The organism is Caloramator sp. mosi_1, assembly GCF_028622835.1.
Classification (GTDB): Bacteria; Bacillota; Clostridia; order Clostridiales; family Caloramatoraceae; genus Thermobrachium.
This window is the reverse complement of the sequence record NZ_CP117677.1, coordinates 923,062-944,065: the sequence shown is the minus strand read 5'-3', so window position 1 is coordinate 944,065 and position 21,004 is coordinate 923,062. Positions and strand designations below refer to the sequence as shown.

General features: G+C 31.2%; 28 protein-coding genes, 2 tRNA genes and 5 pseudogenes. 30 read left to right on the top strand and 5 right to left on the bottom strand.

Annotated elements, in window-relative coordinates; genetic code table 11:
* Positions 1 to 125 precede the first annotated feature (125 nt).
* The 12 genes and pseudogenes from PL321_RS06740 (at position 126) to PL321_RS06680 (ending at position 6,189) form a co-directional block, all read left to right on the top strand.
* Positions 126 to 290: an aspartyl-phosphate phosphatase Spo0E family protein gene (locus tag PL321_RS06740; RefSeq protein WP_273963959.1), complete on the top strand. Its 165-nt coding sequence runs from the start codon at positions 126 to 128 to the stop codon at positions 288 to 290.
* Between the two features lie 64 nt (positions 291 to 354).
* Positions 355 to 431, top strand: a tRNA-Arg gene (locus PL321_RS06735).
* A gap of 226 nt (positions 432 to 657) precedes the next feature.
* Complete coding sequence (locus PL321_RS06730) at positions 658 to 927, top strand: hypothetical protein (protein ID WP_273963958.1); 270 nt, start codon at positions 658 to 660, stop codon at positions 925 to 927.
* A gap of 41 nt (positions 928 to 968) precedes the next feature.
* Positions 969 to 1,316: a hypothetical protein gene (locus tag PL321_RS06725; RefSeq protein WP_273963957.1), complete on the top strand. Its 348-nt coding sequence runs from the start codon at positions 969 to 971 to the stop codon at positions 1,314 to 1,316.
* A 487-nt stretch (positions 1,317 to 1,803) separates the two neighbouring features.
* Complete coding sequence (locus PL321_RS06720; RefSeq protein ID WP_273963956.1) at positions 1,804 to 2,043, top strand: hypothetical protein; 240 nt, start codon at positions 1,804 to 1,806, stop codon at positions 2,041 to 2,043.
* A gap of 119 nt (positions 2,044 to 2,162) precedes the next feature.
* Positions 2,163 to 2,444 (top strand): hypothetical protein, encoded by a 282-nt coding sequence (locus PL321_RS06715; protein WP_273963955.1) that lies wholly within the window; start codon positions 2,163 to 2,165, stop codon positions 2,442 to 2,444.
* Between the two features lie 201 nt (positions 2,445 to 2,645).
* Entirely contained in the window at positions 2,646 to 2,888 is a 243-nt protein-coding gene (gene tnpA / locus PL321_RS06710) for an IS66 family insertion sequence element accessory protein TnpA (protein WP_273963008.1), read from the top strand.
* Between the two features lie 210 nt (positions 2,889 to 3,098).
* Positions 3,099 to 3,323, top strand: a complete 225-nt coding sequence (gene tnpB / locus PL321_RS06705) for an IS66 family insertion sequence element accessory protein TnpB (protein ID WP_337961109.1) — start codon at positions 3,099 to 3,101, stop codon at positions 3,321 to 3,323.
* Positions 3,324 to 3,415: 92 nt separating this feature from the next.
* Positions 3,416 to 3,760, top strand: coding sequence for a transposase (locus PL321_RS06700; RefSeq protein WP_273963954.1), 345 nt, complete (start codon positions 3,416 to 3,418; stop codon positions 3,758 to 3,760).
* Positions 3,761 to 3,771: 11 nt separating this feature from the next.
* Positions 3,772 to 5,028, top strand: a pseudogene (locus PL321_RS06690) (IS66 family transposase).
* A 432-nt stretch (positions 5,029 to 5,460) separates the two neighbouring features.
* The gene (locus tag PL321_RS06685) at positions 5,461 to 5,814 is read left to right on the top strand and encodes a YtxH domain-containing protein (RefSeq protein WP_273963952.1); all 354 of its coding nucleotides are present in this window, start codon (positions 5,461 to 5,463) and stop codon (positions 5,812 to 5,814) included.
* Positions 5,815 to 5,817: 3 nt separating this feature from the next.
* On the top strand, positions 5,818 to 6,189 hold the full coding sequence (locus tag PL321_RS06680) for a DUF948 domain-containing protein (protein ID WP_273963951.1): 372 nt from the start codon (positions 5,818 to 5,820) through the stop codon (positions 6,187 to 6,189).
* Between the two features lie 16 nt (positions 6,190 to 6,205).
* Here the strand turns inward: PL321_RS06680 and PL321_RS06675 are convergent, their stop codons facing one another.
* A complete protein-coding gene (locus PL321_RS06675; protein ID WP_273963950.1) occupies positions 6,206 to 6,607 on the bottom strand; it encodes a hypothetical protein in 402 nt (133 codons plus the stop codon).
* Between the two features lie 168 nt (positions 6,608 to 6,775).
* On the opposite strand from PL321_RS06675, the pseudogene PL321_RS06670 reads away from it, so the two are divergent.
* A pseudogene (locus PL321_RS06670) lies at positions 6,776 to 7,108 on the top strand (nucleoside deaminase); the annotation flags it as partial.
* A 62-nt stretch (positions 7,109 to 7,170) separates the two neighbouring features.
* Here PL321_RS06670 and PL321_RS19760 read toward each other — a convergent pair.
* From PL321_RS19760 to PL321_RS06655, 4 genes and pseudogenes are all read right to left on the bottom strand, one after another.
* Positions 7,171 to 7,278 carry a hypothetical protein gene (locus PL321_RS19760; RefSeq protein ID WP_337960985.1) on the bottom strand — a complete coding sequence of 36 codons (108 nt, stop codon included), beginning with the start codon at positions 7,276 to 7,278 and terminating at the stop codon, positions 7,171 to 7,173.
* A gap of 26 nt (positions 7,279 to 7,304) precedes the next feature.
* Positions 7,305 to 7,958, bottom strand: a complete 654-nt coding sequence (locus PL321_RS06665; protein ID WP_337960984.1) for an ABC transporter permease — start codon at positions 7,956 to 7,958, stop codon at positions 7,305 to 7,307.
* Positions 7,959 to 7,977: 19 nt separating this feature from the next.
* Positions 7,978 to 8,457 (bottom strand): ABC transporter ATP-binding protein, encoded by a 480-nt coding sequence (locus tag PL321_RS06660; protein ID WP_337960983.1) that lies wholly within the window; start codon positions 8,455 to 8,457, stop codon positions 7,978 to 7,980.
* A 126-nt stretch (positions 8,458 to 8,583) separates the two neighbouring features.
* Positions 8,584 to 8,891, bottom strand: a pseudogene (locus PL321_RS06655) (PadR family transcriptional regulator).
* 133 nt (positions 8,892 to 9,024) lie between these two features.
* Between PL321_RS06655 and PL321_RS06650 the strand changes: the two are divergent.
* The 17 genes and pseudogenes from PL321_RS06650 to PL321_RS06575 all read left to right on the top strand — a co-directional run bounded on the left by PL321_RS06650 (position 9,025) and on the right by PL321_RS06575 (position 20,983).
* A tRNA-Ser gene (locus tag PL321_RS06650) sits at positions 9,025 to 9,114 on the top strand.
* A gap of 182 nt (positions 9,115 to 9,296) precedes the next feature.
* Positions 9,297 to 10,968: pseudogene (locus PL321_RS06645) on the top strand (formate--tetrahydrofolate ligase).
* 7 nt (positions 10,969 to 10,975) lie between these two features.
* A pseudogene (locus PL321_RS06640) lies at positions 10,976 to 11,825 on the top strand (bifunctional 5,10-methylenetetrahydrofolate dehydrogenase/5,10-methenyltetrahydrofolate cyclohydrolase).
* Positions 11,826 to 12,021: 196 nt separating this feature from the next.
* Positions 12,022 to 12,234: a LacI family DNA-binding transcriptional regulator gene (locus PL321_RS06635; RefSeq protein ID WP_273963949.1), complete on the top strand. Its 213-nt coding sequence runs from the start codon at positions 12,022 to 12,024 to the stop codon at positions 12,232 to 12,234.
* A 76-nt stretch (positions 12,235 to 12,310) separates the two neighbouring features.
* Positions 12,311 to 12,997, top strand: coding sequence for a substrate-binding domain-containing protein (locus PL321_RS06630; RefSeq protein ID WP_273963948.1), 687 nt, complete (start codon positions 12,311 to 12,313; stop codon positions 12,995 to 12,997).
* A 335-nt stretch (positions 12,998 to 13,332) separates the two neighbouring features.
* Complete coding sequence (locus PL321_RS06625) at positions 13,333 to 13,662, top strand: extracellular solute-binding protein (protein WP_273964443.1); 330 nt, start codon at positions 13,333 to 13,335, stop codon at positions 13,660 to 13,662.
* Positions 13,663 to 13,679: 17 nt separating this feature from the next.
* Complete coding sequence (locus tag PL321_RS06620) at positions 13,680 to 14,492, top strand: hypothetical protein (RefSeq protein WP_273963947.1); 813 nt, start codon at positions 13,680 to 13,682, stop codon at positions 14,490 to 14,492.
* Positions 14,493 to 14,565: 73 nt separating this feature from the next.
* A complete protein-coding gene (locus PL321_RS06615; protein WP_273963946.1) occupies positions 14,566 to 15,459 on the top strand; it encodes a carbohydrate ABC transporter permease in 894 nt (297 codons plus the stop codon).
* A gap of 13 nt (positions 15,460 to 15,472) precedes the next feature.
* Complete coding sequence (locus PL321_RS19755) at positions 15,473 to 15,970, top strand: hypothetical protein (RefSeq protein WP_337960982.1); 498 nt, start codon at positions 15,473 to 15,475, stop codon at positions 15,968 to 15,970.
* Complete coding sequence (locus tag PL321_RS19750; RefSeq protein WP_337960981.1) at positions 15,955 to 16,323, top strand: carbohydrate ABC transporter permease; 369 nt, start codon at positions 15,955 to 15,957, stop codon at positions 16,321 to 16,323. Before PL321_RS19755 ends, PL321_RS19750 begins: the two co-directional genes overlap by 16 nt.
* A gap of 87 nt (positions 16,324 to 16,410) precedes the next feature.
* Positions 16,411 to 16,572 (top strand): hypothetical protein, encoded by a 162-nt coding sequence (locus PL321_RS06605; protein ID WP_273963945.1) that lies wholly within the window; start codon positions 16,411 to 16,413, stop codon positions 16,570 to 16,572.
* Between the two features lie 19 nt (positions 16,573 to 16,591).
* A complete protein-coding gene (locus PL321_RS06600) occupies positions 16,592 to 16,768 on the top strand; it encodes a hypothetical protein (RefSeq protein ID WP_273963944.1) in 177 nt (58 codons plus the stop codon).
* Between the two features lie 38 nt (positions 16,769 to 16,806).
* Positions 16,807 to 17,112 carry a hypothetical protein gene (locus PL321_RS06595; protein WP_273963942.1) on the top strand — a complete coding sequence of 102 codons (306 nt, stop codon included), beginning with the start codon at positions 16,807 to 16,809 and terminating at the stop codon, positions 17,110 to 17,112.
* Between the two features lie 206 nt (positions 17,113 to 17,318).
* Positions 17,319 to 18,422, top strand: a complete 1,104-nt coding sequence (locus PL321_RS06590) for a hypothetical protein (RefSeq protein ID WP_273963941.1) — start codon at positions 17,319 to 17,321, stop codon at positions 18,420 to 18,422.
* Positions 18,401 to 19,492 carry a hypothetical protein gene (locus tag PL321_RS06585; RefSeq protein ID WP_273963940.1) on the top strand — a complete coding sequence of 364 codons (1,092 nt, stop codon included), beginning with the start codon at positions 18,401 to 18,403 and terminating at the stop codon, positions 19,490 to 19,492. The genes PL321_RS06590 and PL321_RS06585 overlap by 22 nt, the downstream gene beginning before the upstream one ends.
* Positions 19,483 to 19,623, top strand: a complete 141-nt coding sequence (locus tag PL321_RS06580) for a hypothetical protein (RefSeq protein WP_273963939.1) — start codon at positions 19,483 to 19,485, stop codon at positions 19,621 to 19,623. Before PL321_RS06585 ends, PL321_RS06580 begins: the two co-directional genes overlap by 10 nt.
* 22 nt (positions 19,624 to 19,645) lie before the next feature.
* Positions 19,646 to 20,983, top strand: a complete 1,338-nt coding sequence (locus PL321_RS06575; protein WP_273963938.1) for a glycoside hydrolase family 30 protein — start codon at positions 19,646 to 19,648, stop codon at positions 20,981 to 20,983.
* Positions 20,984 to 21,004 lie beyond the last annotated feature (21 nt).

Sequence of the window (21,004 nt, the reverse complement as noted above, 5' to 3'; positions counted from 1 at the left end):
TAAATTTAGTTACTAAAATATCTCACTTTTATTGAAAAAATATACAAAATTGTGTATACTTAAAACAACAAGAAAATAAAAACTTTTAAAGAGGCCGACTCTTTAAAAAAAGGGGTTGAGTCGGTATGAGGAACCTGCGATTAAAAATTGATAAACTAAAGGAGTTGCTTGATAGGAAGTTAAAGGAAAATGACTATGTAACCAATGACGAAATAGTTAAAATAAGTCAAGAATTGGATGAGTATATAGTAATGTATCAGAAAAAATATCAAAATAGAAAGGTAGTTTAGGGGATATCCCTATTTTTTGCAGTTGACAAAGAAAACTTATGGTACTATAATCAAAATAGAATATGCACCTGTAGCTCAGCAGGATAGAGCAACGGTTTCCTAAACCGTGTGTCGCACGTTCGAATCGTGTCAGGTGCACCATAAAAGTCCTTGAAATCGTTAAGTTTCAAGGACTTTTATTTTTGAATAATTTAGTTGAAGAGGGGATAATGACAACACTATATAGAATTTTTATACACAAAAATATAGTATTCTCTATTATTGTAATCTTAGCTTAGAAGGAATTAAAACTAAAATGTAGAATATGTTATTTAAGAACAAATAAAATAAATGAAGGTATGAAAAAATGTTTTATAGGTGATAAGCAATGAAAATAAAATATAAAATACTTTATACAACAATATTAAGCCTCTTATTAGTTACTTTAACAGGGTGTAAATTATATGGTTTTAAAGAAAAAGATTTACATAGTTTCAATAAAATAGACAATATAAGTACGTTTATAGAAAATTTTAGCTTGCAAGATATAAATCATAACTTTAACTTTAAAGGAGTAGATATAAATTATAAAGATTTAAATGGCATTATAAATATGCTAAATTTGTATTCTATTAAAAAGATAAAAAGGTTGAAATAAAATATAAATCTACTGTAAAAAGTGGTAATGTTAAGGTTGTTATGGTAGATAATAATAAAACTACTGAATTATTAACAGGTTCTAAAGAAGGAAGTATAAAGTCTATAATAAATGATAATACAGTCATAAAATGCATAGGTGATAATTTTACTGGAAATATTAAAATAGATATTCTATGCTTAGAACCAATACAAAAACAACAATCTGAAGAAATAAAGGAAGAAGAAAAAATAGCTAAATACTTAGGAGATGGAGAATATTTCATAAATAAGATTAATGTTAAGGATAACTATGCTTTGGGGAATATTTATCGTATAAAAGTAGTGAATAAAAAGATTGATTTACTTGCTAAGATAAAAGTTCAAGGGAAATTATTAATAATAAAGTAGAATCAAAGTATCAAGATGATGGTTGGGGAAATTCTGGATATGTTATTGTAGATTTTATTGAACAAAGGATTGAAATTAAAATTACCAACAGTAAAAATAAATCTTCCAAGTGGGGATTTGAAGAGGGAGTTTATATGCCAAAAGATATTGATAAAAATATTCCTCAAGATATATTAGATTCCTTGAATTAATATAGTTTTTATTAAAATAGTATTAAAATAGTAGATACATTCAAAAATTTTTATCAACAATAATAACAAAAGGTGAAAAATAATATGAAGAAATTAAAAGTTTTAGTAGGAATTTTAATTATTTTTCTAAACTTAAGTAGCTGTAAAATGGTAAATTTTAATAGTAAGGATGTAAAAAAGATGATTTCAATGTTGTAAATACATCAGTAGAAAAATTTATTTTATCAGATATAAATTATAATTTTAACTTTAAAGGAGTAGATATAAATTATAATGATTTAACTGGAATTATAAATATGTTAAATATTTATTCGTTAACAAAGGAAAATAATATTAATATAAATTATAAATCAAGTGTTAAGAGTGGAAGTGTACGAGTTATATTAGTAACAAGAGATGATAATGTTATAGATTTATTTAAAGATTCACAAGAAGGAAATATATCTATTCCTGTTTATGGAAATGCAATTATAAAATGTGTTGGTAATAACTTTACAGGCAATATAAAAATCGATATTTTTTTGATGAACAAATAAATGAAAATAAAATACAAGATAAAAATAATGAAAAAAATGAACAAGTTTCTGAAAAAGTCAACAAAGGTAATGATATAGATTATAAGAAATACAATGGAGAATGGGTTAGTAAGGATGGGTTGGACGTATTTAGTATAAAGTTTGTTAGTGATAATACAGCAATTGTTAATTTTTATTCTTTATTTGATAAAAATGCTACACACGTTGCAAATACAGAAGATTTTAAAGTGATATTTAATGACAAAGGAGAAGGAATTTTTAGTTTTAATGAAGATGGATGGGGAAATTCTGGAACGGGTGTAATTAAGTTATTAAAAGATCAAATTGAAGTTGATATTAAACTTAAACGAAATCAGGAATATAGTAATTTATATTGTATATTTGGAGGAAAACAAAAATAATATTTATCGATCACAAGAGTAGAAACTTCATATCGTCTCCTAATAATTAGTAGATGCTACCTAGTTGAAAAGTGGAATCTCAATCTTTGGCATTCAAAGGCTTCCAATAATTAAAGACGTAAGCGTCAAAAATTAAGTACCTAGATATCTCATCCTCCCATTGATAGAATAAAAGCAAATATTATTAATGGGAGGTAATTTATGGGTAAAAGAATGAGTCATGCTAAATGGGAAGAATATATAAAGAAATTTGAATCATATAATGGTTCAATAACAGTAAAGGATTTTTGTATAGAAAATGACATTTGTAAAACACAATTCTATTACCATAGAAAAAGATTGCAAAAGGAAGAATCAAATGATAGAAAAGACGTTGTATTTCACGCTATTCCATTAGCTATACAAGATGAGCAAAAGAAACTGCTAAATTATCAAAAGAAGTAAAAATTACCGTAGGTAATGTAACTGTAATCATTCCTTCTGATGAAGTCAATCTAATATCTAAAATAATAAAGGAATTATCTATATCATGCTAAACATAGATAAAGTACAAACAGTTTATCTTGCCTGCGGCTTTACGGATTTAAGAAAAAGTATAGATGGTCTAGTAATGATAGTCCAAAGTCAATTGAAGCTAGACCCATTTGAAAAAGCATTATTTGTTTTTGTAACAGACAAATGGATAAATTAAAGATTCTCCATTTTGACGAAGGTTTTTGGTTATATTATTATCGTTTAGAAGCTAATCGCTTTAAATGGCCATCTAATCCACAAGAAGCATTAAAAGTTAATATAGAAGAATTACGTTGGCTTTTAAAAGGTTACGAAGTAAGAACAGTATCTAAATTTAAACCTATAAAACCAAGTAATTATTTTTAATAGAACATAAAAAGTCCTTGAGAAACCTTTATTTCCAAGGACTTTTATGATATAATTAATTTATAAAATAAATTCTAAAGAGGTACTTTACGATGAATCACGAAATTTTAACTAATGAAATAGATGATACTACAAAAGCATTAATAGAAAAGATGGAAGAAGAAATCAATGCGAAATCAAAGGAATTAAGTCAAAAAGATGAAGAAATAAAAAATCTTAAAAATGAAATAGAATTTTTAAAGTCTATTATATCAAATAAGAATAAAAAGATATTTGGAACATCTAGTGAACAAGTAGATGCTAACCAACTATCTCTTTTTAACGAGGTTGAAAAACATAGTGATTCAAAAGCAGAAGAACCTACTTTAGAAGAAATTACATATAGAAGAGCTAAGAGAAATAACAGTACAGGTAAAAAGATAATCTTGCAAATTTAGAAAGAGTAGTTATTGAACATAAATTAGAAGGCGAAGACCTTAAATGCAAAGAATGTGGTGAAGATCTTGTTGAAATTGGTGTTAAATCTAGAAAGGAAATTATAAAGTATGTTCCAGCTAAACTTATAGTTGAAGAACATATAACATACAGCTACGCTTGTAAAGCTTGTGAAAAAGAAACAGGCGAAAGTAATATAATTTCAACGGAAGCTCCAAAGACTATTTTTTACAACAGCATGGCTTCACATGAATTGGTTGCACATACTCTTACTTTAAAATATCAACATGCTATACCACTTTACAGGCAGGAAACATATTTTGATATGATGGGAGCCACACTTTCAAGGCAAACTCTATCAAACTGGACTATGGCGGCAGCCAAAGCTCTAGAACCAATATATAACCACATGAAAAAGAATTGTTAAGTAGAAATTATATTCATGCAGATGAAACTACTCTAACTGTAATTAATGATAATGGTACAGAGTCTAAATCTAAAAAATATATGTGGTTATATATGAGTAATACTAATTCAAAGCCTGTAATTTTGTATGATTATCAAAATACCTGTTCAAGCTCTTGCCCTAAAAATTTCTTAGGAGATTTTAGTGGGTATCTTCAAACAGATGGTTATAGTGGCTATAACTCTGTTTCAAATGCTACAAGAGTGTACTGCTTAGCTCATATAAGAAGACACTTTTATAATATAATTGCAGAGCTGGATGAGGAAGCCCTAAAGGACTCTAGAGCTATAATAGGGTTTAATTTTTGTGAGCAAATTTATAAACTTGAAAAAGAATTACGAGAATCTTATTCAAGTGATGAAAACTATTATGAAATTAGATATAAAATACGAGTTGAAAAATTAGCTCCGCTATTAGATGAATTTATAGATTATGTTGAAAGAGAAATACCTAATGCTCTTCCAAGAAGTCCATTAGGCAAAGCACTAGACTACGCTAAAAAACATTTACCTGGACTAAAGAATGTATTGCTTGATGGTTCTTTAGAAATTGATAATAATGCAGCAGAAAGAGCTATCAAACCTTTTGTAATAGGTAGAAAAAACTTTTTGTTTGCAAATACAGCAAAAGGTGCAACATCTAGTGCTATTATATATAGTATTATTGAAACTGCCAAGGCTAACAATATAGTTGTAGAAAAGTATTTAGTCTATTTGTTTGATAACCTATCAAAAATAGATATGCAAGATAGCGATAGCTTAGGTAATCTTATGCCTTGGTCTCATAAAATACCTGAAGATATGAAAATTAAAGATAAGAAATAAATTAATCCTAGTAAAGCTTATTTGCCTTACTAGGATATTTTAATGCCTTTTTATAAAAGTTGTAGGTGCTAAAATTTTGACGCTTACTTAAAGACTGTGATTATTCATAGTCTTTTTATTTTAATGTTAGTCAAGAATTCTTTACATTATTTCTAATGAACAAAATGTAAAAAATAGACTTTTTAACATAAAATTTCTTCTATTGATTTAAAGTCAACATAAAGGTTAAGTATTTCAAGATAAAATTTGTCATTAAATCTATATCTTACAGGTTCATCAAACTTACCATTTCTTGAAGTTTACATTGTATTGATTACATATATTAAGTTCTTTTGTGTAAAAGAATTATTTTTGTCGAAATAGTTTACTTTTTGAACTATGTGGTATAATATGACAAAAGGAGGTTGATATTATGAAAAGGTTTGATATTGATTTAAGAGGAGAAAAGAGAGCAAGAAAGAGTTTAAGAAAAGGTCTTGCAGCAGGTGTGGCAATAGGTGCAGCACTTGGGGCAATTTCAGGTATATTATTTGCACCAAAGTCAGGTAAAGAAACAAGAGAGGACTTAAAGGAAGGTGCAAAGGAGGCTTTTGATAAGGCAAAGGAAGTTGCAGAAAATGTAAAATCAAAGGTTGTTAAGACAAACTGCTGTTGTGAAGGTGAAGAATGCTTGGAGGATTTTGATTGCTGCTGTGAAGACGATATGGACTGTTGCTGTGGTGGAGAAGACTGTTGCAACAATGAAGAGGAAAAAGAGGGAGAATAATATATGAGTAGTTTAACTTTAACTATTACTTTAAGTGATATACTTGCAGTAGTTGGAATAGTTGCAGTAGTTTTTGCTACATACTATTTAGTGACAACTTTGAAAAAGCTATCTTCAATGGCGGACAAGGTTAATAATATATTAGACACAAATAAGAACAACATAGATAATACACTAAATACTCTACCTAAACTTGTTGATAATGTTAATAAAATTGCTGAGAGCATTGGCTCAAAGGGTGATGAGGTAGGAGATATTGTATCAAGTGTAAATGAAGTTGCAGCAACTGTTGATGACATAGTATCGGCTGTCTATGATGTTGTAGATGTGTTTTCCCAGTTTAGAAATATCTTTTCAAAAAGAGGTTTAAAATAAAGCGATAAGCAGCAGCTTATCGCTTTATTTTGTAGAGAGTATCAAATTTTATTTCACGGGGATATTTTTCAATAAATTCATCAAAGCTAATTTCTCTTAGTTCAAATTTAGATAAAAAGTTTTTAAAATCTTTATTTTCTTCAAGTAGAGGTTCAACATCGTCGTATTCACTATCGATTATTATAAAATTGAAGTCTTCTTTTGTATTTTTAAGTACATCCTTAACATTTTCAATTAACCTATGTGGACTTACTGCAATATCGCAGGCACAGTGGCCGTTGCTAATATGATATAAATTCTTATCTTTAATTTCAACTAAGTTAGTTACGTCTTGTACATAAAGGCTATTTTGTTCGTTTCTTTTTATTACATCTTCACCTATAGTATTATTTGTTACAGTAAATATAAAATAACACATATAACCACCCCTTATGTTTATTAATTATATATTAACAGAAAAATGTTATCAAAGTAAAGTGATTATCCAAATAATTATATTTATTTAATTTACAATATAATTTATAATATCCTTGGGTGATTTTATGGAGAATTTTATGCAGGAGGCTTTAAAGGAAGCAAAAAGTGCCTGATTTTAGACGAGGTACCCGTTGGTGCTGTAGTTGTTAAAGATGGAAAGATTATTGGTAGAGGTCATAATTTAAGGGAGACTTTAAAGGATTCAACAGCACACGCTGAAATAATTGCAATAAAGGAGGCCTGTAAAAACTTAGGTGGATGGAGGCTGATTGACTGTGAGATATATGTAACTTTAGAGCCCTGTGTTATGTGTGCAGGAGCTCTTGTAAACAGCAGAATAAAGAGGCTGGTGTTTGGAGCCTATGACAAAAGGTTTGGAGCCTGCGGGACTTTATATAATATAGCCTGTGATGAGAGGCTAAACCATAGAATAGAGGTTGTAGGAGGAGTCCTTGAGGAGGAGTGTGCTGCTCTTTTAAGTGACTTTTTAGAAAAAAGAGAGGGCTATAGTTCCTCTCTTTTAATTTGCATTCTATTATTGAAAAATGTTTTATATCCAAGCATTAAAAATACAATAACGCAAATTGATACACTTCCTAAAATGCCAAGCATAATTGCAATTTGGTATTCTATAGCAATTAGGGAGATGAACCAGACAGTATTTGCCCTGTCATCATACCAGGTAAAAATACGATTCCCATACCAACCATTGAATTAATAGTAGGTAATATGGCAGAGTCGAAGGCATTGTCTATTATCGGCTTACAAGCATCCTTAGGAGTTGCACCCAGCATTAAAGAGTTTTCAATTAAATCTACTTGTTTTTTAAATCCATCTACTAATTTATTTATTCCAAGACTTATTCCTGTCATTGAATTACCAATTATCATACCAGCAAGAGGTATAAAGTATTGGGGGTTATACCAAGGCGTAATATTTATAACAATAAAAATAAAATAAAATAGAGTAAACAATGTACCGCTTGACATAGAAAAAATTATTACCTTTTTTAGTTCCCTTGAAAGTCTTGCTTTAGTACGTTTAATTATGTTTTGTATAGCGAATACTTCCATAACAAATATAATAATTACAGTTAAAAATGGATTTGGATTTTTAAATATATAGGTTAGGATGTAACCAGTTAAAATCAATTGTAGAGTCATTCTTGTTGTAGAGATTATTATTTCCTTTTCTCTATTTAAACCCCTTCTTCTAACTATTAAAAGAAGTATTAGGATAAATACGTAGGCAGATATTACTTGTAATACAGAAAGTTTTATAGCACCGTTCAAATAAATCATCTCCTTTTATTTATTTCAACAATATGGTCTGAATATTTTTTGCTATCTCTTTAGAGTGGGTTACCATAATAAGAGTCTTGTTGTTTTTCTTTATATAATCAACTACATAATTAATAACAGTATCTTCAGTATTTTCATCTAATGCTGAGGTAGGTTCATCTAAAAGTATAACTTCTGGGTTCATTATAAGTACCCTAATTAAGCATATTCTTTGTTTTTCTCCGCCAGACAAGTTTTCAGCAGGAGCGTTAAGGTCTTTATTTAAATTAAATTTTTCTAATAGACTTTGTATCTCTTCAAGATTATAATCATAGGACTTTGAAAAGATTTTACCAATCAAAATATTTTCAAGTATACTTCCCTTATAAATAACAGGAGTTTGAGGAAGCATAACAACTTTTCTCCTTAAATCTATTGGGTTGAATTGGTTTAGTTCCTTTCCATCGAAAAATATTTCACCTTTATCGGGACTAATTATATTATTTAGCATTTTAAGCAGGGTTGTTTTTCCACTACCACTTTCCCCTACAATACTTACAATAGAGTTTTTCTTATTATAAGGTGTTCAATTTCCAGTATGTCTTTATACCTAATACCTTTTATTTCAAACATCTTTTTATCCTCCTATCTCATTAATAAGTTCTAATGCCTTTTCTTTTGCCCTTTTAAGCACTTCTTCACCATCTTTAGTTATAGAGTAGTATTTTCTGATCTTACCCTTTACATTTTGTTCTTCTACACTTAAAAGGCCCTCTTTACAAAGTGAGTGAAGTATAGGATACAATGTTCCAGGGCTAATTTCATATCCGTGGTGTTTAAGTTCTTCAATCATCCAAGAACCATAAAAGGGTTTCTTTTTGCGTGATGAAGTATGTGTATTTCGATAAAACCAAGGAAAAGCTTGCGTAATATTTTATTGTCCAATAAAATCACTCCTATCTAAAACCGTTATCGAATATCGATATAAAAATTATATCAAGGCTATAAAATTAATACAAGTTAACTAAATATAATATGTTGACATTAAAAAGCAATACATTTATCATATAATTTAGATGGAGAGATGGCAGAGAGGTCTAATGCACACGACTCGAAATCGTGCGTACGGGAGACCGTACCGTGGGTTCAAATCCCACTCTCTCCGCCAAAGTGCCACCCAGGTGAATGTGACATTTTCCACAATGTTCCATTAACCTGGTTTTTTTATTTTTGATTTTTAGAATATTATAAACATTACTGTAGAAGGATACAAACAAATAGTGTAGAATATATTTTATAGAGAGTAGGCGGTATCTTTATTTATGTAATATAAATAAAAGGAGGGCTTGTATGTTTAAAACGGATATTGAAATCGCACAGGAGGCAAAGCTTTCAGACATTAGAGAAATTGCAAAAAGCTTGATATTACAGAAGATGAGCTTGAACTGTACGGAAAGTATAAGGCTAAGGTGGATTATAACATATTGAAAAATAAGCCAAGCAGAAACGGGAAGCTTATTTTAGTTACAGCAATAAATCCAACTCCTGCAGGAGAAGGAAAAACAACAACTTCAATAGGAGTTGCGGATGCTTTAACTTGTCTTGGTAAAAGAACAGCAGTTGCACTTCGAGAACCATCTCTTGGACCTGTTTTTGGAATAAAGGGAGGAGCAGCAGGGGAGGATATTCACAGGTTGTTCCTATGGAAGATATCAATCTTCACTTCACAGGAGATTTCCACGCAATAGGTGCGGCAAATAATTTACTTGCAGCTATGCTTGATAATCATATATACCAAGGTAATGAATTAAATATTGACCAAAGAAGGATTACCTGGAGAAGATGTGTTGATATGAACGATAGGCAACTAAGGTTTATTGTAAGTGGCCTTGGAGGAAAGGTTAATGGTGTTCCAAGGGAGGACGGATTTGATATAACTGTTGCATCAGAAGTTATGGCTATTTTCTGCCTATCAAAGGACATAAACGACCTAAAGGAAAGACTGGCAAGAATAGTAGTTGCATATACAAGAGACGGAAAACCCGTTACTGCAGGTGATTTAAAGGCACAGGGTGCAATGGCAGCCCTTCTTAAAGACGCCCTTAAGCCTAATTTAGTTCAAACGCTTGGGAAAACACCTGCCTTTGTACACGGAGGACCCTTTGCAAATATTGCCCACGGGTGCAATTCAATAATGGCAACAAAGATGGCACTACATTTGGCTGATTATGTTGTAACAGAGGCTGGTTTTGGTGCTGATTTAGGTGCTGAAAAGTTTATAGATATAAAGTGCAGAATGGCTGGACTTGAACCAAGTGCTGTTGTAATAGTTGCAACAGTAAGGGCCCTTAAATATAATGGAGGAGTTTCAAAGGAAAAGTTAGGAGAAAAGAACTTAGAGGCCTTAGAGAAGGGAGTTCCAAACCTATTAAAGCACGTTGAAAATATTACAAAGGTGTTTAATTTACCAGCAGTGGTTGCCTTAAATAGATTTCCGACTGATACAGAAGAAGAGATAGAACTTGTTAAAGAAAGATGCGGTGCCCTTGGTGTCAATGTAAAGGTTTCAGAAGTTTGGGCAAAGGGAGGAGAAGGTGGAATAGAAGTTGCACAGGAAGTTTTAAGACTAATAGAAGAAAAGAACAGTAGTATGAACTTTGCATATGAGCTTGATATTCCAATTAAGGAAAAGATAAAGACAATAGCAAGAAGAATTTACGGTGCAGATGATGCTTTATTTACATCTGATGCAGAAAAACAGATAGGTGAACTTGAAAAATTAGGTTTTGGAAACTTACCAATTTGTATGGCAAAGACACAATATTCATTAAGTGATGATGCAACTAAACTTGGAAGACCAGAAGGATTTAAAATAACTGTAAGAGAAGTTTATGTGTCAGCAGGTGCTGGTTTTATAGTAGCAATAACAGGAAGTATTATGAAGATGCCTGGACTTCCTAAAGTTCCTGCAGCAGAAAAGATAGATGTAGATGAAAATGGAAGAATAACAGGACTATTTTAGGAGGGATATTTTGATATTATATGGAAAACAGGTTGCAGATAAGCTGTCAGAAGAGATAATAAGAGAAGTAAATAACATAAAGGGTATGGGTATTGAACCTAAACTTGCAATTTTAAGGGTAGGTAGAAATGAAAGCGACATATCCTATGAACGTGGTGCAATAAAAAGAGCTGAAAAGCTTGGTATAAAGGTTGAGGTTTTTGAATTAGAGGAAAGCATAGATACTAAGGATTTAATTGATTGCATAGAAGGAATAAACAATGATAATTCTATACACGGTTTGCTTCTTTTAGACCATTACCTAAGCATATTGAGGAGGATAGGGTAAAAAACTATATAAACCCAAATAAGGATGTAGACTGTATAAACCCTGTAAATGTAGCAAAGGTTGTGGAGGGGGATAAATCAGGCTTTGCTCCTTGTACGCCATATGCAGTTATAGAAATATTAAAGCATTACAATATAGATTTAAAAGGAAAAAACGTTGTTGTGATTGGAAGGTCAATGGTTGTAGGAAACCACTCTCAATGCTCCTTTTAAATGAAGATGCTACAGTTACAATATGCCACTCAAAAACACAAAACTTAAAGGAAATAACAAAGCAAGCAGATATTTTAATTGTTGCAATAGGACGTGCAAAGTATATAAATAGAGAATATGTAAGTGAAGGAACAACAGTTATTGATGTTGGTATAAATGTGGATAATGTGGGTAACCTCTGTGGTGATGTAGATTTTGATGATATTAAAGACATTGTTTTGGCTATAACTCCTGTTCCAGGTGGAGTGGGAGCGGTAACAAATACGATTTTATTTAAGAATTTAATTAAGGCGTGTAGAATGCAGACAAAACTTTAGAAGATAAAGCCACAAAAATTATATTTTGTGGCTTGTTTTTATAAAATGTGGTTGTTAACATTTGTTTATGAAAAGTATATATTTTTAAATTTACTGAAATTTTTTAAAAAATCTGTTGACTTCAAAGTAAAGTCTTTGTTATAATTAAATTAAAGTTACGAAATGGGTTTCGAAAAAGAATAAGAGGTGTTTAAACTTGACTGTAACAATTTATGATATATCAAAAGAAACAGGGTTTTCGCCAACGACAGTATCAAAGGCCTTAAATAATTACCCAGATGTTAGTGAAAAGACTAAAAGAATAATATTAGAGAAGGCAAATGAAATGGGGTACATCCCCAATTCCCACGCAAGGATTTTAACTACAAAAAGTCCTGGACAATCTGTGTTTTATTTGATGAAAAACTAAATGTTGGTATGAAACACCCATTTTTCAACTCTGTGATTGAAAGTTTCAAAAAGCTGTTGAGTCAAGAGGTTATGACTTGCTCTTCATTTCTAAAGATATAGGTGGAGATAGAATAAGTTATTTAGACCATTGTAAGATAAGAGCAGTTGATGGAGTAATAATAATTACCTCTCAACCTGATGATAAGCAAATACAAGATATTATAAAAAGTGATTTTCCTTGTGTTTTAATAGATAATGAAAGTAATAGAGTAAGCAGTGTTCATTCTGATGATGCACAAGGCTGCTTTATGGCAGCAGAATATCTATATTCATTAGGGCATAGAAGGATTGCGCATATTTATGGTAGTAAGGATACATTTTCAGGTAATGTAAGATTTAATGAATTTAAAAATGCCTTAATAGAACTTGGTGTAGAAATAAGGGATGAGTATTTTGTAGATGGTGGATATTTCTCCTTTGAAGGCGGCTATGATGCGATGAAAAAACTCTTAGAATTAAAAGAACCGCCAACTGCAGTTTTTGCAGCAGGAGATTTTATGGCCATAGGTGCGATAAATGCAATAAAGGAAAAGGGACTTAAAGTGCCTAAAGATATATCAGTTATAGGATATGACGATTTAGAAATATCAAGGTATATAACACCAAAGCTTACAACAATAAAACAAAATACAGATTTATTAGGTGAAAATGCAGCAGATATTTTAGTTAATATGATAGATAAAAAATTAATAGAACATCTGTTATTGTTCCTGTTGAATTAGTTATTAGAGATTCCTGCGAATCTTTAAAATAATCAAAATAATTATTTTTTTAGTGCATTCGAAACCGGTTTCGAAAATAATAATAAGTTAAGATGGTAACACAACGTGTTGCTATAGAAACATCAAAAAAGAGGGGTAAATTTGATGAAACTTAAAAAATATCTTGGTATTTTATTATCAACAGTATTAGTTACTACATCACTTGTTGGATGTGGACCTAAAAAACAGGTGACAATGAGAAAAAATTAGAAGTTGACAAGACAAAAGTACTTAAAGTTTGGTCTTTTACAGACGAGCTTAAAGAACCACTAAAGTATTTTGAAGAAAAGTATGGAATAAAAACAGAACTTACTATTGTTCCTACTGCAGATTATGCATCAAAGCTTCAACCAGTTCTTGATAGTGGTCAAGGTGCTCCAGACGTATTTACAGCAGAAATTGCTTGGGTTAAGCAATGGGTAGATATGCCATATTGGGAAAACCTATCAGATGCTCCATACAACGTAAATGATTGGGAAAAGGACTATGTACCATATGTATGGAATATAGGTAAAGACAATAATGGTAAGGTAAAGGCTCTATCTTGGCAAGCAACTCAGGTGGATTTATTTATAAGAGATGGATTGCAAGAAAGGTATGGGGAAATGATGACCCAGCATTCGTAGCTGAGAAGCTTTCAAATATGGAAAACTTTATGAAGGCTGCTGAAGAATTAAAACAAGCAGGATATAAGATAGTACCTGATGAAGGAGCTATTCGTTGGTTTGCTAAGGGTTCAGAACCAAAGCCTTGGGTAAATGGAAAGAATGAATTGCAATTAACTCAGGCACAAATTGATTTTATGGATTATCAAAAGCAACTACGTGATAAAGAATATTCAGCTATGGCACCAGAATGGTCACCAGCGTGGTTTGCATCAATGGGAGGACCAATTCCATTCAATGCAGGCTGGGATAAAGTAGAAGAAGCTAAAAATAGCAAGAAAGTTGAAGTATTCGGTTACGTTATGCCAACTTGGGGACTACACTATGTAATTAAGCCAAATGCAAAGGAGACAGCAGGAGATTGGGGACTAACTTCAGGACCATCACCATACTTCTGGGGAGGAACTTGGGTTGGAATATATTCAGGTTCACAAAACAAAGGTGCAGCTTGGGAATTTGTAAAAATGATGACACACGATCAAGAATTCCTAAACTGGTGGTACAACAAAACAGGAGATTTACTATCATATAAGCCTGTAACAGATAAAGTTAAAGATACAGCTAAAGATGATTTCTTAAAGGGACAAAACCACTATGAGTTCTTCCTAAAGGAAGCAGAAAAGATAACTCCAGAAATAGTAACAAAGTATGACCAAGGTATAGATCAAATTTGGGGAAGCTTAGTATCAGAATATGTAGATGGAAAGAAGACAAAAGATCAAGTTATAAATGAATTCTATAAGCAAGTAAAGAATGCTTATCCAGAAATCAAAACTCCGCTTGATAAATAATAGACAAAATTAAAGTATAATAGGTGGGCATCTGTTCACCTATTATACTAATTTTAAAGAGAGAGGGTGCACTATGAGAACAAAAAATAGATATGGATATTTATTTATTTCTCCCTTCTTTATAGTGTTTACAATATTTGGAATATATCCTATACTACTATCGTTATATATGAGTTTTACAGACTTTAAGGGATTTGGTTCACCGTTTAACGCAAACTTTGTAGGTTTACAACAATATGCAAGATTATTAGGTGACAGCTATTTCCGTCAAGCCTTTGTTAACACTTGGAAAATATGGGGAGTAAACATTGTACTACAATTATCGATAGCACTAATTTTATCGGTAATATTTTCAGATATTAGGTTGAAACTAAAGGGCTTAAATTTATTTAGAGCTATTTTTTATCTACCTAATTTGATGACAGTTTCTTCAGTTGCGTTATTGTTCTTATTTATATTAGATTGGCAACACGGTGCTTTAAACTCATTATTATTAAAATATGGACTTATCTCAAGACCTGTAAATTGGTTAGGACAACCAGCAACGGCACAACTGTCTGTATCCTTAATTCAAACTTGGCTGTGGTTTGGACACACATTTATTATAGTTTTTGCAGGAATACAAGGAATTTCAAAGGATTATTTTGAAGCTGCTATGATAGACGGAGCAAACAGGGCTCAAACCTTCTTTAAGGTGACACTACCACTATTAAAGCCAATTATGCTTTACGTTGTTATAACTTCATTAATAGGTGGATTGCAATTATTCGAAATACCTTTCTTAATGTCACAAAATGGACTTGGTGGACCAGAGGGTTCCTTGGTTACAATGGTACTTTATTTATATAACCAAGCATTTAAATACCGAAACTTTGGATATGCTGCAGCTGTAGCTTATGGACTATTTATTATAATATTAGTCTTTTCATTAATAGTATTTAAGGGTATGTTCAAAGAAGAGGTTTAAGGAGGTGTAACCATTGAATAAAACAAATATTATCAAAGGGATACTATATGCTTTATTGACACTATTAGCAATAATATGTTTGATTCCCTTTACAATGATGTTAGTAAATGCAACACGTTCAAATACAGAAATTGTAAAAGGATTTACGTTAATACCAGGCAAAAGTTTAATGGAAAACTATAGAAATATGATGTACCATATGAGCGTAACTGACGGTAGATTTTCTGGAATATGGCTTGGATTTAAAAACAGCTTCTTTATAGCTGCTTCAGTTACTGTGCTCAGTGGATATTTTTCCGCTTTAACTGCCTATGGATTCTTTGCCTATGATTTTAAGGGTAAGAAATTTCTATTTATTCTTATTCTAATAATGATGATGATACCAAGCCAATTAGGTCTTCTTGGTTTTTATGAGTTAAATAAAGCCTTAAAGACATTAGATAGCTACATTCCACTTATAGTTCCTTCTATTGCAACACCTTTTACTGTATTTTTATGCGTCAATACTTAGTGTCAACAATGCACCCTGCTTTAATTGAGGCTGCAAGAATCGACGGTGCTGGTGAAATAGAGATTTTTCATAAGATAATTTTACCTATGATGCTACCTGCTATAGCAACAATGTCAATCTTTGCATTTATAGGTGCTTGGAACAACTATTTAGTTCCACTTATTGTTATATCAACACCAGCAAAATATCCACTACCTGTATTAATGGGATATTTAAAGGGTGGAAAGGTTGCTGAAAACTTAGGTTCAATGTATTTAGCTATTTCAATGTCAGTTATTCCAATAATAATTGCTTTTGCTGTATTTTCAAAATATATAATAAGCAGTATATCTGCAGGTTCTGTAAAGGAATAATAAAAGATTATTGTTTTTAACCCAAGTTAAAGTAGTTTTTCTTGGGTTTATTCTATAGAAAAAATAAAATTTTAATGGAGGCTGTCTATGGGCAACTATTACTTTGATAATAAGAACAGATTTATTATAAAGAATTTTAATACTTCTAAGACTTTTTCAAGCTTTTTACCAGGAATTGCAGGTAAAAGGGTATTCCAATGTGGATTTTCTATGTTAATAGAGGACAGTGTATTTCATCCTTTGGAATAAAAATAAAGATAACCCAATAATGGAGTTTTTCCCAGCATATAAGTGTTATCAAAATGTTCAAAGTTTAGGTTTTAGAACATTTATAAAATTAGTTGATGATAACAGCATTTATGAACCTTTTGCAAACCAACGAGATTATTCAAATATTTCTCAAAATATGTATATAGGAATGAATGAATTAGAAGAGAGGAAGTAAACAATGAAAAGGGACTTAAAACAGATGTGCTTTATTTTATGCTTCCGCAAGAAAGAATAGCTGCGTTGATTAGAAAGGTAACTATAAAAAACATTTCAAACTCTAAAAAATCATTAGAAATTATAGATGGTGCTCCATCAGTTCTTCCTTATGGTGTAAGTGATGGAGGGCTAAAACAGGTTGGAAATACTCTAAAGGCTTGGATGGCTGTATACAATTTAGAGAGTGGTATTCCTGTATATAAGATGAGGTCTTCATCTGAGGATAGTGTAAACGTAAGTGAATTTAAAGAGGAAATTTCTTTGTATCCTTTAAGAGCAAAAATAATAAATCTGAACTTTTAAAACCTATAGTAGATCCTGATTTAGTATTTGGTAGAAATACTTCCTTTAGTTATCCAGATGAATTTGCAAACAATTCTGTAGAAGATATTTTAAATAGAAAACAAGTAACTGCAAACAAAATACCTTGTGGTTTCTCAGCCTTTAGTGTTGAACTTGAAGAAGCAGAAGAGGTAAATATATATACAGTAATAGGTCACGTACCTGATATGGATATTTTAGAAGGTTATAAAGATAAGTTTATGAATGAAGAGTATTTGATAAATAAATATGAAGAGGGAAATAGAATAATAGAAAATATTACTAATGATATATATACAAAAACATCCTCAAAGGTTTTTGATGAATACTGTAGACAAACATACTTAGATAACATCTTAAGAGGTGGATACCCAATCGTATTTAATAAAGATGGCAAGACTCTTGTTTACTATATGTATTCAAGAAAACACGGAGACTTAGAAAGAGACTACAACTACTTCTCACTTCAACCCGAGTACTACTCAAGCGGTAACGGAAACTATAGAGATGTAAATCAAAACAGAAGGAATGATGTATTCTTTAACCCTGCAGTTGGTAGTTATAACATAAAAACATTTATGAATTTGATTCAAACAGATGGATATAACCCACTTGTTATAAATGGTGTAAAGTATAGATTTGATTCTAATAGCTTAGGCCTATTAGATGGTCTTGTTGATAAGGCTGAAGAACTAAAGGAATTTTTAAAGAATCCATTTACGCCAGGAAAGCTGTTTACATTTATAGAAGAAAAACAAATTAAAATAAATGTATCAGAAGAAGAATTTTTAGTAAAAATAATTGAAAATTCAAATGAAGAAGTAGATGCAGTTCACGGTGAAGGATATTGGACTGACCACTGGACATATAATCTTGATTTAATCGAAAACTATTTAGAGGTATATCCAGACAAAAAGAAGGATTTACTATTTAATGAATACGATTACACATATTTCGATGATTGTGAAGTTGTATTGCCAAGAGAAAAGAGATACGTCTTATCAAATGGTAAGGTAAGACAATATAATTCCTTAGTTGCTGATAAGGATAAGAAGAAAATAATTGAAGATAGAAAAGAATACAAAAATATAATGAGGGATAAAAAAGGTTTTGGTGAAATATATAAAACCAACCTTATGGTAAAACTATTAAATCTGGCAGTAGTTAAATTTGCAACAGTAGATCCAAAGGGTATGGGAATTGAAATGGAGGCAGGAAAACCTGGATGGTATGATGCACTGAATGGTCTTCCAGGGCTTTTGGTTCATCTGTGTCAGAGGCCTATGAATTAGCAAGATTATTAACATTTATTAAGGATACATTAAAGGAATACTCAAATGAATGTGTAAAAGTTCCTGTTGAAGTAATGGAACTATTAGAAAATGAGTTGGATTGTATAAATAAATACAAAGATTTAAATGAAGAAAATAGGGACTTTGAGTTCTGGACAATAATGTCTAATTTAAGAGAAAAATATAGAGAAGATGTTAAGTTTGGCTTTGAAGGAAAAGAAGTAGTGGTTAAGGCTGAAGAGCTGGCTGTGAAAATAGAGCTTCTAAATGAAAAGCTTAGATTAGGTTTAGAAAGAGCATTACAAGAAAATGATGGAATTATGCCAACATATTTCTACTATGAGGCAGAAGAATACGAAGTAATAGAAAACGATAGCCAAAAGATAGAGGATGAAAGCAAAGACAAATATGTTAAAGTATTAAAATTTAAGCAAAGAAAGATGCCTCTATTCTTAGAAGGGGTAGTTAGAGGATTTAAAATTTATAATGATAAGGAATTTTTAAGAGGTATATATAATAAGGTAAGAAATAGCGGCCTATTTGATAATAAGTTAAATATGTATAAGGTTAATGCTTCCTTAGAAAATGAAACTATTGAAATAGGTAGAGCAAGGGCCTTTACTCCAGGATGGCTTGAAAATGAATCTATTTGGCTTCATATGGAGTATAAGTATATGCTCGAGGTGCTAAAGGGAGGCTTATATAAGGAATACTATGATGACTTCAGGAAGGTAATAATTGCATTTATGGATCCAGATGTATATGGAAGAAGCCCACTTGAAAATTCTTCATTTATAGCAAGTAGTGCTAACTTAGATGAATCAATACACGGAACAGGATTTGTAGCAAGATTGAGTGGTGCAACAGCCGAGTTTTTAAGTATGTGGAGATTGATGTTTGCTGGAAAACAACCATTTGCAGTGAGAAATGGAAAATTAACCTTAAGCTTTAATCCTGTATTGCCTGAATGGTTATTTGATGAAGAAAATAAAGTAAGCTTTAACTTCTTAGGTAAATGCCTTGTAACTTACCATAATCCATCAAGAAAAATACCTATGAAATGGATTTAACTAATCAATCTATTAATATATACTTATCAGATGGCAGTGTTGTAAATATTCAAGGCAATATAATTGAAGAAGAATATGCAAAGCTTGTAAGGGAAGGAAAAGTAGACAAAATAGAAATTCATTTACAATAATAAATTATGTTGGAGGCAAACAATGAAAAGGAACATAAAAGTATATATGACAGCTAAGGATACTAAGGATAGATTAGCATATAAAGGCAATATTTCTTTAAATGAAAATGCAGTATTTGATAAAACTGTGGAAGTAATTGAAAATCAAACTTTCCAGACAATTGAAGGGTTTGGTGGAGCCTTCACAGAATCAGCTTCATATAATTTCTATAAGCTTGGTGAAGAAAATAGAAAGAATATTTTAAAGGCATATTTTGATACTAAAGAAGGACACGGATATAACCTTTGTAGAACCCATATAAATAGTTGTGACTTTTCATTAGGAAACTATGATTATGTTAAGGAAAATGACATTTCTCTTGAAAGTTTTGATATAGCAAGAGAACGAAAATATGTTATTCCTTTTATAAAAGAAGCAAAATCTATATCAGACCAAGAAATAAGGCTCTTTTCTTCACCCTGGAGTCCTCCAGCTTGGATGAAAACAAATGGAGAAATGAATAATGGTGGAAGACTTAAGGATGAGTATAAAGATGTTTGGGCTCTCTACTATGCAAAATATATTAAGGCAATGAAGAAAGAGGGCATTGATATTTGGGGTATTACTGTTCAAAACGAGCCTGAAGCAACTCAGGTTTGGGATTCTTGTAGATATACAGCAGAAGAAGAGAGAGATTTTGTGAAAAATCATTTAGGGCCAACCTTATATAAAGAGGGGCTAAAGGACATAAATATAATAGTTTGGGATCACAATAGAGACCTATTATATGATAGAGCTAAGGTAATATTATCGGATGAAGAAGCAGCAAAGTATGTTTGGGGTGTTGGATTCCACTGGTATTCAGGAGATCAGTTTGAAAACCTTGAAAAAACACATAAAGAGTTTCCAGATAAAAAGCTATTATTTACAGAAGGTTGTCAAGAAGGCGGAGTAAAGCTTGGAGATTGGAATGTTGGTGAAAGATATGGACACAACATTATTGGGGATTTAAATAACCACACAGTTGGTTGGGTTGACTGGAATTTAATTTTAGATACGCAAGGTGGACCAAACCACGTAGGTAATTACTGTGATGCTCCAATTATTGTTGATACTGAAAATGATAAAGTTTATTACCAAAGTTCCTACTATTATATAGGGCACTTTAGCAGATTTATAAAAAGAGGAGCAAAGAGAATAGGCTTTGTAAATCCGTATGAAAACTTAGAAGTTACAGCATTTAAAAACTTAGATGGTTCGGTTGCGGTTGTTGTTATGAATAGATCGGATGAGAACATTGATTTTAGACTAAAGATTAATGAAGGAACAGCAGAATTTAAGAGCGTAAGACATTCGATAGTTACACTTGTAATTGAGTAATTTATTTTGTTTAGGCAAGCA

Coding starts and splice junctions, on each gene's coding strand:
- PL321_RS06720 (WP_273963956.1), top strand. CDS start 1,804: ATGTTAAATATTTATTCGTTAACAAAGGAAAATAATATTAATATAAAT.
- PL321_RS06725 (WP_273963957.1), top strand. CDS start 969: ATGGTAGATAATAATAAAACTACTGAATTATTAACAGGTTCTAAAGAA.
- PL321_RS06575 (WP_273963938.1), top strand. CDS start 19,646: ATGAAAAGGAACATAAAAGTATATATGACAGCTAAGGATACTAAGGAT.
- PL321_RS06685 (WP_273963952.1), top strand. CDS start 5,461: ATGAAAAGGTTTGATATTGATTTAAGAGGAGAAAAGAGAGCAAGAAAG.
- PL321_RS06580 (WP_273963939.1), top strand. CDS start 19,483: ATGGATTTAACTAATCAATCTATTAATATATACTTATCAGATGGCAGT.
- tnpA (WP_273963008.1), top strand. CDS start 2,646: ATGGGTAAAAGAATGAGTCATGCTAAATGGGAAGAATATATAAAGAAA.
- PL321_RS06730 (WP_273963958.1), top strand. CDS start 658: ATGAAAATAAAATATAAAATACTTTATACAACAATATTAAGCCTCTTA.
- PL321_RS06605 (WP_273963945.1), top strand. CDS start 16,411: ATGGGCAACTATTACTTTGATAATAAGAACAGATTTATTATAAAGAAT.
- PL321_RS19750 (WP_337960981.1), top strand. CDS start 15,955: ATGCGTCAATACTTAGTGTCAACAATGCACCCTGCTTTAATTGAGGCT.
- PL321_RS06620 (WP_273963947.1), top strand. CDS start 13,680: ATGGAAAACTTTATGAAGGCTGCTGAAGAATTAAAACAAGCAGGATAT.
- PL321_RS06595 (WP_273963942.1), top strand. CDS start 16,807: ATGCTTCCGCAAGAAAGAATAGCTGCGTTGATTAGAAAGGTAACTATA.
- PL321_RS06740 (WP_273963959.1), top strand. CDS start 126: ATGAGGAACCTGCGATTAAAAATTGATAAACTAAAGGAGTTGCTTGAT.
- PL321_RS06660 (WP_337960983.1), bottom strand. CDS start 8,457: ATGCTAAATAATATAATTAGTCCCGATAAAGGTGAAATATTTTTCGAT.
- PL321_RS06700 (WP_273963954.1), top strand. CDS start 3,416: ATGAATCACGAAATTTTAACTAATGAAATAGATGATACTACAAAAGCA.
- PL321_RS06680 (WP_273963951.1), top strand. CDS start 5,818: ATGAGTAGTTTAACTTTAACTATTACTTTAAGTGATATACTTGCAGTA.
- PL321_RS06615 (WP_273963946.1), top strand. CDS start 14,566: ATGAGAACAAAAAATAGATATGGATATTTATTTATTTCTCCCTTCTTT.
- PL321_RS19760 (WP_337960985.1), bottom strand. CDS start 7,278: ATGCTTGGCATTTTAGGAAGTGTATCAATTTGCGTTATTGTATTTTTA.
- PL321_RS06675 (WP_273963950.1), bottom strand. CDS start 6,607: ATGTGTTATTTTATATTTACTGTAACAAATAATACTATAGGTGAAGAT.
- PL321_RS06600 (WP_273963944.1), top strand. CDS start 16,592: ATGGAGTTTTTCCCAGCATATAAGTGTTATCAAAATGTTCAAAGTTTA.
- PL321_RS06590 (WP_273963941.1), top strand. CDS start 17,319: ATGGATATTTTAGAAGGTTATAAAGATAAGTTTATGAATGAAGAGTAT.